The sequence below is a fragment of the Elusimicrobiota bacterium genome (assembly GCA_016721625.1).
Classification (GTDB): domain Bacteria; phylum Elusimicrobiota; class Elusimicrobia; order FEN-1173; family FEN-1173; genus JADKHR01.
Window position 1 is genome coordinate 1,196,823 of the sequence record JADKHR010000001.1, and the last position, 18,495, is coordinate 1,215,317.

Annotated in this window: 3 protein-coding genes; all 3 read right to left on the reverse strand. The window is 63.5% G+C overall.

The genetic code is table 11. From position 1 onward, the window contains the following. Window positions 1-52: 52 nt before the first annotated feature. The 3 genes from IPP35_05115 to IPP35_05125 are packed head-to-tail and all read right to left on the reverse strand — an operon-like array spanning window position 53 to window position 18,351. Entirely contained in the window at window positions 53-17,065 is a 17,013-nt protein-coding gene (locus IPP35_05115) for a UTP--glucose-1-phosphate uridylyltransferase (protein MBL0058482.1), read from the reverse strand. After that, a complete protein-coding gene (locus tag IPP35_05120; protein ID MBL0058483.1) occupies window positions 16,974-18,149 on the reverse strand; it encodes a hypothetical protein in 1,176 nt (391 codons plus the stop codon). The genes IPP35_05115 and IPP35_05120 overlap by 92 nt, the downstream gene beginning before the upstream one ends. After that, entirely contained in the window at window positions 18,139-18,351 is a 213-nt protein-coding gene (locus IPP35_05125) for a hypothetical protein (protein MBL0058484.1), read from the reverse strand. The genes IPP35_05120 and IPP35_05125 overlap by 11 nt, the downstream gene beginning before the upstream one ends. Window positions 18,352-18,495: the final 144 nt, after the last annotated feature.

Sequence of the window (18,495 nt, forward strand, 5' to 3'; positions counted from 1 at the left end):
GTGACACCTGGGGCGCCAGAGGCGCTGATGCGGGCCAACTGAATCATTCGGGTTAGGCGTTGGTCTGGAGATAATAAAGGTTCTTGACCTCTTCGGCGAGGAGATGGGTGGCGTCCACCACCAAGCCCCCGGCGAGGGCGATCAACAGTCGCGCCAGATCCTTGGGCAAGTCCGATTCGATCACCCATTCGCCGCGGTCCATCAAGAAGAGATCCGTCGCCGCCAAATCCGCCACACGGGCGCGGCCCTGCACATCCAACAGGAGCGATTTCACGGAAAGTTTTCCGTCCACTTGAGGAATTTTGGATTTCACCCGCACACCGGCGCGGATGTCGCGCAGCCCCGCCAAATCGCGGGGCAACCGGGCCAGGTCCTTCCGGCCGTCGGGGAGGACCCAAGTGAGCTGATCGGCGGCCAGGTCGGCTTGGCGGGACAAGAGAACCCGAAGTTCGGCCAAGCGGGTCTCGTCCTGGGCGGTCGGCGCGCCGCTCAGCATCGACGCGCTGATTTCAACGATCAAGGGGCGCTGCTCGTCCACGGCTTCGCTCAATCGCTTCCCGGCGGGAGTCAAACCGGTATTGAAGCCTTCGGCGAACACCTCCGCCCAGACGCTCCATTGGGCGGGCGTCAGATCGTGTTCACCCAAAGTGGCCAGCGCCAGAAACACCGGTGGCGCCGATGTCGGCAAGGCGGAATCGACGCCGCCCTCCCGACGCGAAGCGGCCGCCACCGCGGCCCCGGCCCAGCGAACACGCTCTTCCGACAAGAGGCCGTTCTCGTCGGTCAAAGACCACGCTCCGAAATTCTTTTCCAGGACGGCCCGGGCGGCTTGGCCCCGCCGACGCTCCGATTGAACGAAAGACCGGACGCGGGAAATGTCCGCGGTCAACCAACCCACCGACACCGGGCCCGCCGCCCCACCCAAGAGGACGCGGTCCAGCGTCGTCCGGCGGTCCACCGTCAAGCTTTGGAGCATCGCGGAATCCCAAATCATCTGTTGGCCCGCCCATTTCGTGGAAACCGCCGCGGAAGCCCGACGAACAAGACGGGCGGCCATGGCGGCGAGTCCCAGCCCCATGGCTCCGGCCAACCATAGACGGTCCAAGGTCAGGGCCGCCGCCGTCAAGGCCAACACGCCGGCCAAGCCTAACAACAGGTCGAGGGAAGCCCCCCCGCGCTCCTGGCGCGGGCGGAAAACGCGCGCTTGGCCGAGGATTTTGCGGGATTCCTCCCTCACCACGCGGCGGTCTTCGGCGTTTCCCACCAAAAGCGTTCGGGCCAACCGAACCCAAACCAAGGATTCCCGGGTGAGGCGTTGGATCGCGGACTCGCTCAGCGCCGGCGTTTGCCATTCGGTCATAATTTCATTGCCTTCCCATTCCAGTTGGTCGGTGACGGCGTCCCGCCAGGGGCCCTTGGCCTTATCGGCGTAAAAGCTCTTGACGCTCCGGACCCCCGCGCGAACATCCTCAGTCACGCGGCGTATTTCGACGTCCTTGTCCTCCGCCACGGCCGCGAGGAGCGTTTCCGCTTGCGTGAACAATTCTTGGCTTTTGTCCCAATTTTCCAAGGCCATGGCCGGGTTTTGGCTGGCAATAATCCGGCTCCTTCGCTCGCTCAAGCGACGGCGCAGGTCGCGAAGGGCTCTCAAATTCTCCGGACGTTTATCGGCCAACGTTCGTTGCGCTTCCTCGGCCGCGCGGGCGTCCAGCGCGGAGGCTTGAGCGGCCAGCTCCGCGGCGTGGGCATCCCACAGGACCTGCAGTTTTTGGACGCCGGGTTTGTCCGCCACCCCCAGAAGGCGAGCGTCGTCCAACGAATTCCGCGCGGAAGTCCAATCGGCGATGGGGGCCTCGGCCAACAGCCCGATCTGCCTTGGGTATTGTTCCTGGGCACGCTTCCAATTCAGATTCGCGAAATTGGCGAAGGGCCGCACCGCCATCACCGAGGGGTTGTCCCTCATGGCCTGGAGGCCCTTGACGGAAACGTCCTCGGCGTTGGCTTTCAAAAATTCCACCACGACGTTGTGGGCCGCCTTGTTGTCCGAGGCCGCCGCCCGCGGGACCAGGGTCCGGACCACCCAATCGACGTCGCTGACGCGTTGCAGGTTTCCCAGGGCGTTTTCAAAAACTTTGATTGGCGCGGCCCCGAACGTATGATCGAACGCTCCGTTCGCGGCGGTCAGGAGGTATCGCCGCAAGGCGTCCAGGCTTCGACCGAAAGCCGCTTTCTCGCCGCGCATATTCAGCAGGAAAGCCGCGTCCGCCGCCAGCTCGGCGGTGGCCGGGTCGACGGCGTTCACGGACGTCGCCGCCAACGCGGCGGACACATCGAACCCCATGGCCTCCAATTGAGCCAAGGCCTCTTTCATGGATCCCAGGAATTGGAAATCCACCCGCTCGGGTCTCTGGGTTTTTTTGTCTTTCAACACGGCGTCCCGCGCCGCGACCAACCGCCGGAAACCCTCCGTGAAATCTTCCGCCCCGAACCATCGGTTCAGCCACACCCGGGCCACGTCCGTTTTGGCCGGGTGAAGGGCGATGGCCTTGGGTAGCGCGGCTTCCGCGGCCGCCAAATGTCCCTCGGACGGCGCCAGCTCGTGAAGGAAAAGTTGCGCTGATAAGCGGGCGCGGAAATGACGGATGGTCGCATCCCCTTTGGCGGCGGCTTGATCCAACAAGGCCAACGACTGCCGGGCCAGCCGCTCATTTTCCACGAGGGAATCGGCGCCCGCGGCCCGTTCCAGATGCAGAACGGCCTCGCCCGTGAACGCGCGCGGGTCTCCGGGCGCGCGGGCCTGCGTTCGACGGAACGCCTCCGCGGCTTGGTCCCAATGCTTCTCGGCGGCGTGGGACTCGGCGATGAAAAACTCCAGCTCAAGGCTCAGATCCCGGTTGTTTTGAATAGGGTGTTGGAACGCGCCGTCGGGGGCGCTCAACGCCTCGGTGGCGATGGCGCGGGCCTCTTCGTATCGGCCGCGCAGAAACGCCAAGCGCGTGCGCGTGTGGGCGATGGCCGCGCGGGCTTCGGCGATTTTGGGAATGGGCGGGGGGCGCTTCCCGGACGTCGGAGAGTTCCCGGCCGCGGAGTGGGCCAGACCCCATTGGACGCCGGCCTTTTCCGCCAGCGGCTCCGCTAAATCGAAATTTCTCGTGTCGAGGGCGCGCGCCGCCAGGTTGTCCAGCATGAGCGTGGCCATGTAGTTCCGCGCCAATTCGTCCGCGTAGGGGCCGGCGACGGCGGGGGTCGATAGGGAATTCGCCAAACGCCAGAATCTCTCCAGCAATTCCGTTCGGGCTGTTTCCCGTTCGGCTTCCGGCAAACCCGGGACCAACGACAAAAGCCGGATCATGAGAATGCAAACCCCGTCGACGTAGGCGGCGGGGTCACGGCCCGCCATCGACTTCATCTCCCGCAAATAATCATGAACCTCGATCCAGGTTCCCGAGCGGAACAGGGATTCCACCTTCTCGGCGTTGACGCCGGCGCGCGGACGTCCCATCGCCACGGCGGCCGCGACGAAAGGCGCGGCCAGAACCTCGGAGGTGGAGGCGCCGTCAATCATGGACTGGGCGGCCAGGGCGACGTCCGGCATGGCCAGAAGGATCAACGCCCCCAAAACGGTCCCTATCGCCAGTCTCCCGGGGTTCAATGCCGCGCGCCACCCGGAGAATCGAGCCCAGGGGGCGGCCAGGGGGGAGAGCCCGGAGCGTCCGGGAGGAATCGCCGCCGACCCGAAATCTTTTATTTCGATCACGGCTGGATCCAGGGGTTGAATGGGGGCCGGGGCGACCGCGAAGGTTTCGGCGCGGGGGGCCTCAACGCGGAGCCCCCACCCCGCGATCAACAAGCTGAACGCGAGGACGTCGGACCGCACCCCTGTTTCGATCCCCGACCACGGGGACTCGGGCATCTGCCAATCATTGGTGAATTCCAACGGTGTAACCTGAGCGGCGGCCTGGCCCCGGGGCGCGCGGAGGGAAAAAACCACCGTTCCCTCCTTGACGTCGCGACGCCAGGACCATCGAACTCTGTCGGCCAGACCCGTGGCGCTGGATGGATACAGGGATTTGACCAGGGCGGCGATTTTGGCGACGCCGGCCCCCCAGCGACTGCCGGGGCCGCGTTCCGTCGGCGGAACGTCGGTGTTGGGGTGTTGGATCGAGAATTCGCCCTGAATCGCGTCGGGAAGAATTTCGGTGGATGGATTGGCGACTTCCAGCAGGATGTCCCCCCCTTGCGCCCGCAGAGTGATCGAGGCTTCGGCCCCGGGGGTTCCGTGTTGCTCGGTGTTTTCGAGCGCCAGTTCGGCGATGGCGCGAAAGGCGGTGGGGTTGATTCCGGTCAAGGCGTCGGGCGTGGCGTCGACCAGTTGGGTAAAAGCCTGGTCCAAAATGGCGGATCTTTGCGGGTTGGAATTGTAGACGCCTCCTTCATCCGGGACCCCTGCCGTGGGAACATAGCGAATGGTTTGGAGGGAAGGAACAAAGCGCGCGAGAGCGGCGAGGGGGTCGACCACCGCCAAAGGCCAACCGGCGGGGGGCCGGAAATCGTAACGCGCGTGGAGAGAAGGAACGATCAAAAAGGGCAATACGGCCGCGGCCCAAAGGACCATATCGGAGGGAGGCCCCGCCACCGGCGCGCCCGCCAACAGCGCGGAGAGCCAAGGCAGGGCAAAAAAGAGACCGACGTGAACCGCCCTAAGCACCGCCCCGAACCCCAACAACCGAACCACATCGCGATCGCTGGAGGAACGGTCTTTGAGACGACCGGTGTGGTCGTAATAGTGCACGAGCCCGGCGTGGCCAAGAGGAAACAGAACCAGCGCCGAAGCGGAGGCGACAAGGAAACTCTGCGCCTCGCCCAAGCCAAAGGCGCTCCCCAACAGTCCCGCCATCAGTGAAATTCCCCCCATGAAGGACAACTCCTCGAAGAACCCCAGAACGGTCCCGATGCGGCGGTCCGCCCAACCCAGAAAGCGCAACTTTTGAATGACCGGCCGCCAGAAGGGAAGAAGCCCCGCCGGAGCGGACGGGACGCCCACGGTCAAGCGATTGTTTTGACCCCAGGAAATGCCCTCTTGAACCATCCACACCGGCTCGCGATCGTCGCGGGTTTCGATGATAAACTCATATTGCCCCGGGGGCAGGTCCACGTCCGCGGCCAACGTCACGTTTTGGGAGCCCAATTCCCCGACCACCACCCCGCCCGCCGGACCCAAGGGGATCTCGCGCACGGCGCCCCATTCCATGCCCCAGCCACGAACGGGGGCCAACCGCGCCCGGGCCTCCAAATGACCGGTGCCCACCCCGGGGCGCAGATGGACCAAGGCTTCGATTTTGACCGGGGCGTCGGCGGGGAGGACCAGCCCCGTCCGCCAGCGCGCGTCGGTCTTCAGGTCCACGGGCAGTTGATAGCTCAGATTAAAGTCCCGCAGGGACGCCGCGGCGGTGAGGCGCGCCTCCAATGGCCGGCTCAAACGCACCGACGTGGCCTGGTGCGCGGCGAAATTGTCGGGGCGGTCGAAATAAACGCTGGTCGCCCTGGCCAACGTGTCCAAATAGGCGTCCGACTTCTGGTTTTCAGGGATGAGGGTATTCCCGTGCCCCGGCTGGTTCCAATCGATGGGAATGCCCTGGCCGCGAATCAGCCCCTCGCCGTTGTGGAAGGGAGGAGCCATCACCAAGGCGCCCGAAGCGGAGGCCGCCACCTCGGTGTAGCCGTTGGCTTCGGTGTCCTTGTCGGAGTCCAACACCAAGAGGTCGAGCGACGTCAGCGCCTTCTTTTTTAATTCCGAATTCCCCGAATCGATGAACAACAGCCGACCGTGCCCCGGTTTCCATTCTCGATCCAAATTCCCGGCCAGTTGGGTCAGTTGCAGGGCGATGGTCGAACTGGGGCTTCTGGGATCGCTCTTTTGCTGGATGGGGGCGAAGAGCACCACGTTCACCCCGGCCTGAACCAAGGCCCGAATGACGAACCGCGCCCAAGCACGGTCCATGTTGAATTTTTCGTTCACCAACCGGCCCACGAACCCAAAGGTTGGTTGCGTCAGAAGAGCGGGGTCCAGCCGGGCGTCTGTACCGGTGGTGCGATCGCGCAACACATCCCGAAAGCGTTCAAAGACCTCTGATTCCAAATGCTTCGACTGGCCCTTGTCATTGACGGCCAGAAGCTCCGTAAAAAATTCTTCTTTGGCGAGCCGCTTGGCGTCCCGCACTTGACCGGCGGTGGGGCGGAGCTGATCCACGTGGTCCCCCGCGACGCGTTTCAGGTAACCGCGGAACAGGCCCGCCGACCATTCCAAATTAGCTCCGTTGGTGATGCCGACCACGGGGTGGGGATCGTCGTATTTCCGCGCCACGTCCCAACCGTGTTTGCGCGACACCCCCTGCACGTGCCCCGGAGTCGCGGCGACGCCCGCCGAGGTGACGTCGGGGTAACCGTTTCCCTCCGGGCCGGTGCGGGCAAAATAGCCCATCAACCGGCCGTGGTCCCATTCGGGGATGCCGCTTAAAAACGAGAGGCGGCTGAAATGGTCATTGGGGCGGCCCCAAAGGTAGCCCTGGCGATTGAAGTAGGTGTGGGTCTTGAAGCTACGCGCGATCCACCGGGACAACGGCTTGAAGAAAGGAATCTTTTTCGCCAGGGACTCGGCCCGCGGGTTGCCCCCGGCCACCGCTTCGGCCACCAGAACGTTGACGAGGGCCGTCTGCGCATCGTTGCCGTGGATCACCGGCGGACGCCAGGCCGCGCCCAACGCGCGGAGCCGCACTTCTTCCAAATGCGCGATGATGGCGAGGCTCGCGACGCTAAAGAAGGCCGAGAAGTCCTCCCAGCTGGCCGGGTTGTCGCCTCCGCCCCGGTAGTCGTAGAGTTGCTTCGTGAAAAAGGCGTCGCCGTCGGGATTGTCGCGGAAGAGGTAGACCGGGTTGCCCTCTGGGCCCTTCATGGGTCGAACCCGGATTTTGACGGGGTGGTCCTCGAAAACCACGTCCAGATCAAAGGGCGGCTCGTCGCTGGGCAACAACGGTGTCGACGGAGGAACCGCCGCGGCCAAAACCAGCCCTTCGGCCGTTCGTCGGTGAGTGTAGTCCGGCTCGATATCGACAATGTCCACGTTCGAACCGCGGGTGATCTCCCGTTCCGCGTCGCTGTGGAAGACTTGCACGGGGCCCAACCCGCCGGCCCACACCTTGCGCCCTTCAGCCGAGAGGTGATAGACCCGTTGGTAGGCGATGCCGTGCAGTTTGGCCCATGAGGCCGGCACGCGGCCCGTCATCAAAAGAATCCTGTCCACTAAGGGCCGGTCCGCCAGGGCGGCGTCCCGAAGCACCGCCGCGCCCAATTCCTCCAACAGCCGGGTCTCCTCGGCGCCGTCCAAAAGGCTGATCGCCTTTAGCAGGGGGTGCAACGCTTCCACCGGACCGGAATCCATGAGGGGCTTGGCCCAGTCTTGCTCGGTCCGGCGAGCCTCCGCGGCGCGGGGGTCCTCGTCCCCGGGACGGCGAGGAGCTTCCCCTTCCACCCGACGCATCAAATCAATCCGGTCTTGCGCGCGACGTTCCATCGCGGTCGGCGACAGGCCCAAGGGAAGGTGCAGGGCGTCGTCCGCCTCGGACAGGAAGGGAATCAAACGCCCTTCCGCCATTTTCCCGCGCAACTCGGTCGCCAAGGAATAAATGTCTTCGCCGCGGAAATCCCGCTGGAGACGGCGCACGCGCAATGCGCGGCCGAGAGCATTCTTAGGATGGTTTTCCAGCCCCTCCAGAGACAGCGCGAAGGCCTCGTCGGGCGAAAGACCCCAAAAAAGGACGGCCTGAAGACGGATCGCGTCGAGGTGGTGGGTGGTTTTTGCGTCGGCGCCAAAAACCACGTGGTAGCCTTCGTGAAATGCGGCTTCCATGAGGTGGGGGTGTAAAACCGACCGTAGCTCGAAGAACTCATCGCTCAACCCGAGGCGCCCGCGGCCGCCCGTCCGGGGTTCCTGCGAAAAGCCGTAACCCAAGACACGCGATTGGCTGTGGCGTTGAAGCCCGTCGGCGTCAAAGACGCCCAGGTCGGTGTTTTGCCTCAGGGAACCGATCTTTTCCCGAAGGACCTGCGCTCCGCTCCAAACCGCCTGGGCCAAATTCGGATTGGCGGACGGGGGGGGCGGACCCGCCAGCTTGGTGGCGAGCCACTCGTCCAAAGCGGAATAGGCCGCCTTCACTTCGGCCGCCCGTTGCAATGGCACGGCGGTCAAATCGACTCCCGCGGGCACGTGGCCGATGAGCGCGTCCGATAGCAGGGGCCGGGCGTGGTTTTGAGCCACCAACCCGATCTTGAGCGCGTTCAAATAACCGTAGAATTCACCACCTTGAGGATCAAAGTTCAGGCTGGGAGGAAACCCGCCGGCCAACCCCTTGGCCCATTCGAACCGCTCCCGAGCCACGTTGGCCGGCTGACGGCCTTGATAAGCGACCCCCCCGTTATGAATAACGGTGATGAGCGCCGCGTCGCCCAGGCTGTCGGTGTCGCGGATTTCGCCTCGGTCCAACGCCATGTAGACGTCGAGATATTCCGGCGCCACTTTTGACCAGTCACGCGGGCCGACCATGGTTCGTTTTTGAATAGCGTTGTAGGCGTCGGGCGTTTCCTTAAAGACTTTCAAGGCGTGCTCCACCGCCGACCAAAGGGAGTCAGCCGTCTTGAGATCGAATTTCAAACCGGTGCCGTACCCCGGGTATTCCCGTTCATCGATAATGGTGGTGTCCAGACCCCCCACGCGACGGCCGATGGGAACGGCGCCGTAACGCATGGCTTGTTGATGGGCCACCCCGCAGGGTTCGAACTCCGAAGGCCACAGGGAAAAGTCCGCTCCGGCCAAAAGCATATGGACATCGTCTTTATTGAAGGTTTCACGGAACACCATCTTTCCTGGAAAACGGTCCCGAAGTTCCCTGAGGCGGGCGACGTAATGGTATTTTTTTTCCTCTTCCGGATGGGCCAGCCCCTGAATGACCATCTGACCGCCGCTGTGGAGGACCCGCCCCGCCACGCCGATAATTTCCTCGACCCCTTTTTGGCCCGTGATGCGGAACGCGCTGGCGAAGACCGGCGCGGCCGGGTCGACGGTTAACCCAAGCGCCTCTTGCATCCGGGTTTTGTTCTCCCTTTTCCCCTCCGGGTCAGCCGCGCTGAACGGCGTGTAATCGTAATCCAGGAGAGCGGGCTTGTTCTCTCCGGACGCCGGCTGTTGACGTCGCGGTTTGGGCCGACGGGGGTCCCAACCTTGGTGGCTGATGCCGTTGGCGATGCCCAGGAGACCTTCTTCGTCTTCGCGGAAAATGCCCACCAGCTCGCCGCTCCCCAGCTCCGTCAACAGCTCGTGGGCGTAGCGGTCGCTCACCGCCACGCGGAACGCCCGACGGCCTTCAACGGGCCGGGTGGGCGCGTGCCCCCGCACGTAGGCCAACGCTTGGGCCGCCTGCCAATCGTGAGCTTGAACCACGCTGGGCTTTAGGTTCAACGCCTCCATGGCGCGGACGGACGCCGCGGAGAAAAGAGTGGCCTCCCAATAGAGGTCCCGGGGAGAGCGCCCGGCGCGGAACATCTCGACCGATCCCGCGAAATCGATTTCTTTGTCGGCGTAATTCGTTCGGTACACGAACGTCTGTCGACCGTCGACCGAGGTGACCCTCGCCAACCGCGCGTCGTAATCGCGGCCGGAGTAAAACCAGCGGAAAGCGTCCACGGTTTCGCCCTGGAGAACCCGTTGGCGCACGTCCGCGGGGATGTTGGACCAGAACGCCTCTTGGCCTTCGTATCCGTTCGGGAACAGTTCGGGGTGGGCGATGAAATCGACCGTCACCCCTTCGATTTCAGTCTCGTACACGCCGAAGGTTTTCCCGTCCACCACGACCGTGGCCACCCGCCTGGCGGTGTAGGTCTCTTGGCCCCGGGTCAACGTGAACTGGGAAACGCCCTCCACCCCTCGGGTCAAAATTTGGTCGCGAACCTCCCGAGGCACCCCCCCTTGATGCAGAGGGACGAAGAGACGCGTGGCCACCCCCTGGCGGACCAGCTCCGGCAAAAGTTCCGTGACGACGTCCTGAACGCCGCCCGCGCCCCAGAAAGGTCCCTCGTAAGCTATGTTGACCACCTCGCCGCGGATCGCGGCGTCTTTCGGGCGAGCGACTTGAACCCCGCCCTCTAACCCGGAATCGACGCTGGTGAGCAGTTTCCGCGCCCAAGCGCCCAGCCAGGGCACGAAGTCCCCGGCGACATCAAGCGGGGGGTGGGTCGCCTGCCACCACTTGTTGAAGCGATCGGTTTCCTTGGTCAGTTCGGCGGCGACGTGGTCGGGGGCGCGCGCGAAATGTTCGTCAAAATAGGCCCGCGCCACGTAAAGGATTTTCTTCGGGTCGGCGCTATTTTTGGACGTCAACCCGCTGGCGTGGGCCCGCACCCGGCCGAAGGGGCCGTTAAACACAAATTGGAAATTCCCCTTTCCGCCGATAAGGTGAACCTCGAAATCCCGGGGAACGCCCAGGCCATACAGCGGGTGATCCGCGGGGAGCACCACGTCTCCAATGCTCTTCAGGCTGTGAATGCTTTGGTTCAATTTGCCAAGGGGATCAATGTCGGCGCTCACGGCGCCGAGGTCAGGGATGGCCTGCTCCAGAGGGGGCGCCCGGGGCTGGGCCGACGTCGACGGGGCCTCCGCCGCGCCGTAGTTCCGCGGCTGTTTGGCCGCCACCCGTTTGAGAGAGTCCTGAACCGACCGCACGTTCGCCGCCAAATCCGCCTGGATGTCGCCCAAGGTCTTGCCTTTGTATTTTCCCGCCACGGCCTCCCACCGAGCGGCGTCCGCGGGGGAGAGTCCGCTGGTTTGAAGCGTCGCCACCGGGGAGGTCGCCGGGCGCCCCTCCGCGAGCAATCGCTCGACCAAAGCGTAGTTGGCCGAAAAATTATCGATGTTTTCCTTCAACGGTTCGAAGCGCGACTCCGCCCCCGCTGACGGCCCCACGGGCACCTCAACGAAAACCGTGGGCACGCGCCACGTCACCATGCCGGCCAAACTGGCGGGCTGGAGGGCCGGGTGGGTTTTGTCTTTTTCCCAGAGCTGGGTTTGTCGGCGGTAACCGGCGATCAGTTCAAAACGCAGGGCCAACAGAACCTCGGGGTCGTTGCGCGCGTCATAAAAACGCTTCAATTTCGCTTCAACGTCGGCCTCCGTCGCGTCCGGGGTGTTGAAAAATTGGCGGGAGAAATTCGCGATATCCACCACGTAGTTGGCGGTGTTGAACATCGGGAAATAAGCCTCCGCCGCCTCCGGCGACAACCCCTTGAGGAAAGACCCGTCAAATTGAAATTCCTCGGCCAAACCGAGCCGACGGCCGAAATCCACGGCGGCGGAGGTTCGACCTGCCTTGAATTTCACCGCGGACGCGCCCTTCGCCCCCTTGGGTTTTTGGGCCAGCTCGTTGAGGAGGGGGGCGCCCGTCAATCGCATCACGGCGAGCAGGGCGGGCGACGGGAGGGCCGCCAAGTTGTCGATGTTGGCGATGAATTGAAACCGCTTCCCTTGCTTGAACACTTCGTAGGCCCGGCCGCTGACGATGAAATCGATGAACGACGTGTCGTGGGCGTCGGGCCACATCACGTCCATCACATCCATGCCGGGAACGCTGTGCTTGTAAAAATCCCCCGTGCGGGCGTCCAACAGATGCGCTTCGCGCACCCGGACCACTTTCACCGGCGCGGACCCTTCCGCCGGGTGGGTGTACAGGCCGGGGGTGTACAGCCATTCGGGCAAATTGTCCAGGACAAATTCAGGCATAAATCGTTCCATGAAGTTCGGCACGTAACCGAGGCGAATCAATTCGAAACGGATCTGACTGTCCGTCAAATGGCTGGTGTGGACGTCGACCTCCAGCGCGGCCCCGGTGGCCAGATTTCGAGCTCGGGCTTGGGCCAAAACTATTTCCAGAATTCCCCGGGGCGCCCCCTCCTCCAGGGGAACGGTATAGACGCCTTTCGCCCAGTCGAGAACCACCTTTGCACCCGTGGCCTCATCGTATTCTTCGCGGGCGTAGCGAGTGCCTTTGCCGGCGGCGCTACGGGACACCATGGCCATTTTCTCCAAGGGAAGTCCCAGCCAGTCCAAATCCCCGCGGGTAATGAGCAGGTGCCCTTCCGGGTTAAACCGAACCCGACGCCACAGGTCGGCGCGCTCGGCGGATTTCAGGGTCGGCCAAAGATCCGTCAGTTTCTTTTTAAATTGTTCGCGGGTGAGGGGAAGGGCCATCGTTTGGCCGGGAACGGGGAATTGAAGGGAGTCCCCGACGCGCACATCGTTCCCGCGGGTCCAGGGGTCGAATTGGGCCAAAGATTTCGCGATGACGTTGATTTCGGAGATGGGTCGGGGGTCGCTGATCAGAGCGTGTTGACGGGTCAGTTCTTGAACAAACTTCCACAGGGGGAAGGGTTTGCCGATTTCCGGGTCCAGGTCGACGATGTTTTTTCTTTGAAGGAGAGCGAGGGCTTTGTTGAAGACGGGGGAGCTCGGGGCGGCCCCGTCGAACACCGCGCCCAAATGAAGTTGCGCCAAGATGCGATCTTCCGTGGTGAATGGCCGCCGGAGAATCTCCGTGGCCATGCCCACATGCTGTTCGGGCGTCAAATGGGGATAGGCGTGAAGGTAGGACGTCCGCTCGCCGCGCGCCCGCTCCAAAAACGCGTTCCACCGGGGTGCGGCGCCCACGGCGCGGGCGGCCGCGGCGGAGTGAAGCACCCGCAACAGGGCGCGGGGGCGGGCGGACGACGCGACCGCGTCGACCTCCGCCTCCGACGCCGGACGACCGGACTCTTGAAAGCGACGAATGTGCTCCGCCTCGTGGCGTAGCATCTCCCCCACTACCTCCAACAGGAGGTCCTGGTCCTCCCCTGGGGGAAGGGTTCGGAAAAGTTGTTTGAACCCGTCAAAAACCGCGCGGGGCAGATACGCCTGGTGCCGCCGGTGCCCGGGGTGGAGGGCGACGTCCGCCGGGAAATCCCCGTCGACGACGATCAAGTCGAAGTCCGCGGGCCACCCGTTCGTTAGGATTCCTCGCCGCAGCAAACCGCGCAGGCCCTTCACGAATCCGTCCGTGTCCTCTTCCACGGGAAGCGTCTTTAGGTCCTTGTCGTTTTTGAGGGCGCCGGCGCGGTCCCCGCACACCGCCGCGGCCTTGCCGTCTTTGATCAAAGCGAGAATCACCCGGTTGATCCGTCTGTGTTCGACGACGCTGAGGCCCCCGCCGGACAAACGGATGGCTTGCCCCGGGGCCGCGGTGTCTTCCGTTCCGCCGGTTTCGGCGCGTCGATAACCCAGCTCCCGCCAGAGGAGAGCGCGCCATTCATTGCGCCACCGTCCGGGGGCGGTGAGCGCGGGCGCCACGGCCTCCACTCCCGCGACCAATTCGTTCAGCTGGGCCCGGTGCCGCCACACCGGGTATGACCTCAACTTCACGGTCGAAAAACCCGCAGAGCCGGGCTCGACGGTTATCGCGGGCCCCGCGTCCACCCGGCCGTGATGGGCGGTGGCCACCAGCCGCAAGGTCGAGGATCGCTCGCTGATCCAGCGCGAGACCGCCGTCGTCCCGGGCTTGGCGTATTTGGTGTTGGTCTGGGCGTCGGCGGCGGGTAGCGCCGGAATCTCCACCGTGGCGGTGAACACCGCCGCTTCCCCTCGGGGTTCCCGATCAAAACGGATTTTAATGTCGCGCCCGTGCCGTTCCTGCGCCTCCGGGGCGAAAAGGCCATGGGCCTGGATGATCATGCTCCCGGCCCCCATGCTCTGTCCCGGGCTCGGGCCCCGCGGGAAAACAGGGGTTGGATCGGCCATGGAGTGCGTCTTCAAGAGCGCCGAGGCGAGTTCCGGAGACAACGGTTCGGAGGTGACGTTGGAAACGGTCAGGGTGAGGGCCCCCTGGTTGTAGACCAAGAGGACGGCGGCCGGTTCGCCTGCGTCCCCGTGTTGAGAGATGTTGTCCAAGGAATGTTCCAGAATATTGGTGAAGCGGTCCATATTAAGGGATGGGACCAACCGTTCGACGCGGTTCCATTTGGGGTCTTCAGACAACCCCGAACGGCGATCCACTATTTGCGCGCCCGTGCCGGTCCAGGAAAAAAGCGTCACGGGTCCTTCCGCCAGAGCCAGGGTTTCGGCTTCGAGGTTAAACCGTTCGATGTCCGGGAATTGCGCCCGATGGGCGGTCAAAGCGTTGACTATTTCCTCGACGCGGGTCTCCCTCTCGCTCGACGACAACCCCGTCAGGAAGCGGGAGGTCAAGTCCGCCCGCCACGCCTCGCCTAAATTCTCGGCCATGACCCAAGTCGGCGAGTCGCTTTCACTTAACCAAGAGGTCAGTATTTCTTCCTTTCGCGGAGTCCCCGCCGGAGCGGTGAAAAGGAAAGACACTTTCGTCACAGCCGCACCGTCCGGCGTTTTGTCCACGGGAGCGGATTCGCTCCACAGGACTTTTTGGGACCGCCCGTCCGAACCCAATCGGAGGGATTGGATCACATAGGATGTGCCATAGCCGTACATGGTGTTGACGCCCCGCAGCCTTTCCTCTCGCATAAGGGTGGTCAAAACGGGAGAACCTTTCCGAAACACCCGGTCCGGTAAAGTGACGTCATCCTTCTCCGTTTTTCGTTTCCCCGCCTCCGGCAACTTCGGAAGACGTTCGTCGGAATAATTTTCGACGCGGATAACCCAATGGCCCGCTGTGAGGGCCAGGCTGGCCTCGGCGGGACTCTCTGGCCGGATGATCCCGTGAAGATGCGCGTTCGCCAAGGAGTGATTGAGAGCGGCGACCACTTGCTCCATTTCCGGACCGGGGACAGCCGCCCGGACGTCGTTGATCATTCCCTTCTGGAAAAGGTCGAAATCGTGTTGGCCGTCTTTATAACTTCCACCCACCCATCGGCGCGAGACCAGGGGTACCCCCGGAGACATCATCCCCAAGGTGAGCAAATCCAACCCGAGGGAATCGTCAAGAGTCCCCCTTTCGACTCCCTCCACGACCTGGGATAGCAACCCCTTTAAAAGGGATTCGCGGTCGGTTCCTCGAGCCCCCCGCAACCAAAGCCGTTCCACCAGGTCGGGCCACCATTGGTCCGGGGGGGTGGTCCGACCGGGCAAATTGAATTTTTGAATGGCGTCGGCCAAGAGCGTCAAGCGGCGCGCGTCGCTGGGATCGGCCGACGGCGGCATCGCCTCCGCCACGGACCGAGCCACATGGTCGATGAGCGTTCTCTCCGTGGCCGCCCCGAACCAGTCTTGGTCGAGCGCCCCATGAAAGCGTGCCTGCGCCCAGGCCGCCGCTGGGCCGAACCCGCCATGGAGGGCCCCGTCGCAGTATTTGTTGTATTCAACCGTTAACGCGGCGGCGTCAGGAAAACCGGTTTCGGCGACCCGGGCCCGCAAATAGTCCCGGGTCATATCGCGGTATCCGTCGCCCACATCGGCCATGGCCAATATCAACGCCAAGCGGACGTGCCTCTCTTCCAGCCCTTCGATGGAGGAAAGGTCCTGCTGCCCCAAGGGCCCGATAGCGCTGTGCGCCCGGAGCACCAGGGAGGCGTCGGGCCCCAAATCCAGTTGGTAGCGGTCCAACATGGCAAACACGGCTTCCTCGTGGGCGGCCAGGGCCTGGTGCTCGGGCGATCCGCGTTCGTGGTATTGCACCTTCAAAATACTCTCGATGCAATCTTCGTGGAATTTACCCATGTCGTGGGCCGCCGCCGCCATCGAAAGAATTCTTTTGTCATCGAGCGGGAGATGGAAGTCCGAGGCAAACTGCCGCGCCAATTCCTGGGTGCGCCGAATATGTTCAAAAATCGGAAGCAATTTCTCTTGTGGAATCCTGTTTTGGGTCGACACCTTCACAATGGCGGCTAAGTGGGCCTGTTCAATCCGCCGCTCCTCGCGGCTGAGCCGCCGGTTGTTGAGGACCCGGCGCAGGGCCGCCAGCAAACGGCCGGGCGTCCCGGCCACGCCGTCCGCCCAGGACACCTCGCCCAAATCGCTGGGTTCGATCTCATGAGCGTTGTAAATCCGGATGTCGGCTTCGAGGCTTTCCAGCGCAAACCGCCCGGCGTAGACAGGTTTGGCGTCGGGCAGAGGGGCTTCCCCATGGGAGGGAACGGCCAGGATGACGAATCCTTTATTCATGCCCAAATGAGTCTCCAAACGGACGACCACGGCGTCCAACGATTTGCGGAACTTCACGGGGCGGGCCCCCACCGACTGGATCGATTTGAAACCGGAGGACCAGTCGTCAAACCGGGAGAGATCGCCCGCCTGAAATCCGGTTTTGATGACAGCTAAAAATGAATCCAGTGAATCCCATAGAGCCTCGGCGGTTTGTCTCCGCGCGGGGCCTTGTGGCACGTCCGCGACCGTGCCCTCGGCTTGGGTCAGGGGGGCATAGGCGAGGTGGATAACGTCCCCGGCCAGGAGCGTCTCCAGCGGCAGGGGCGCGCGGGCGAAAACATCCAAGGGCCGGGCCGGTTCGCTCACGCGGGCCAGGCGGGGCGACACGACGGCGAAGGACACCCCTTTTTCCTCCAGAATGTCCTCCAACCCGGCGGTGTGGAACCCGCCCGCCACCAAAATCCCCGTGGCGGCTTTCTCGGCGGCCATTTTTTTCAGAAGATGATCGACCAACGCGCGGTTGCGCTCCAAGGCGGCCGCGCAAAATTGCTCAAACGGAGCCAACAGGTCCTCGGGGATTGTTTCCCCCCGGGGCTCCCCCGCCATTTCGGCCAACGCCCCCGGGATCCGGAGGATGGCCACGCGGTCTTTTTGATAGGCGGCCCACTCGGCGGGGGTCAGCGCGTGCTGGGATAATTTTTCCAGTAGCGCCAGCCCCCAACGCGCCCGAACCAATCGGGTCGCGGTTTCCGTCGTGGCCAGCGCGGTGAAGGCCGATCGTTCCAATTCATTCAATTCGTCCAGCAACTTCTCCCGTTGGATGGTTTCGGCGTTCAGCGCGTAGGCGATGTAAGCGTTCAGCGAGGGGTAAGCGGACAAGCGGATCCCGTGGTCCCGGCAAAAGCCTTGAGGAAATCATAGTAACGTCCATGGGAGAGCGCCCCTCCCGGAACCGGAGGCTTTCGTTCACCAGCCGGTCGAGCGAGGCCGGGGACACAACGCGCACCAAAGCGTCGATGAGCGCCTGCCGTTCCGCTTCCACCCGTTTGAAATCAATCCGTTTTTCTTCCGAAAGGAGGTTGACGAGCCGGGCCACGTTGGGGAACGAGCCCTTGGCCACCGGGGTTTCCCAGAGGGCGGAGGTGTATTGGCTCAGCGATTCCCGTTTCGCCGCATGCGCCAGGCGGCGTTCATCCAGCGCGCGCAACCTGGCCGGGTACAGTCCGTCCCGAAGGCCGGAAGCGGTTTCGGACAATTCCCGGACCCGCCGAGCCAGGACCGCCCGGCTTTTTTCGGCGGCGGAAAAGGCGTCGACGTGCTTCTTGTAAAGGGCCCTGTCCTCCACCCCCCAAAGAAGCGTCGGTTGGGGGGCCGTGATCGCGGCGGCTTCGGGCCCCGTCAAATAGCCCAAATGGACAAATTCCCCCGCCAAAGCGCGGGCTATGTCCGGCGGGGCGGACCGGTAAGGCTCGAGGTGGAAGGCGCCCACGGCGCCTTCCAGGCCCACGACGTCGGCGCGCCCGGCGGCCCGCAGGCCGCCGACCAGCCCGGCGAGGTTGCGCTGGGCCTCTTCGTTTTCGTGCACGTCCTGCAAATGCACCACCAGGGGGCCGCCCGCTTTCTTCGCCATGTGGACGCGGCGGATGTCCCCGTGCGCCGCGACGGCCGCGGGTAGCCACCCCAAGGTTTCCACCGCGTCCGGAGGAAGGATTTCCACCAGAGAGGGGTTTTCGCTCTGGGTGAAGGAGGGCGCGAGGTTCGGGAGAATGGCGTCGGGGCCCGCGGCGGGATGAACCCCCGGAAGGCGGGCGTAGAGCTCGCCCGAGGCGCGTTGCCGATCGGCGGCCTCGCGGCGTTCTTTCCACAAGCTGGTCTCAACGGCGTGGGCGCCCACGACGTTGGAAAAAACGTAGGCGGCCGCGAGGCCGCCACCCGTGATCCGCCTAAGGAGATTAAGGGGCATGCTTTTTGTCTCGCTTGTACTCATAAAAAGATGACATCAATTTTTCACACAACCGGCCAATGCCGCTCTGGCCGACGCCCCGCCCCAGGGGCAAGGGAAGGTCGGCGTCCACCGGGTCAATTCGCCGTTGGGGACCTTTGATCCAAAGATAAGCGGGTTTGGATTCTTTGCAAGAGGTATTTTCAGTCTCGGTTTTCAACATACAAAGTCCTCCTTGTGCGCCATCCCGACACTGCTATTAAACCTATGCGACCTTAAGATTGCCTTGCGTACATGTAAATATTTTGTAAACGACAACGCCCCGAAGGGGAGGGGCCCCTGTCAAGCCCGGGCTTTGCATTAGGCG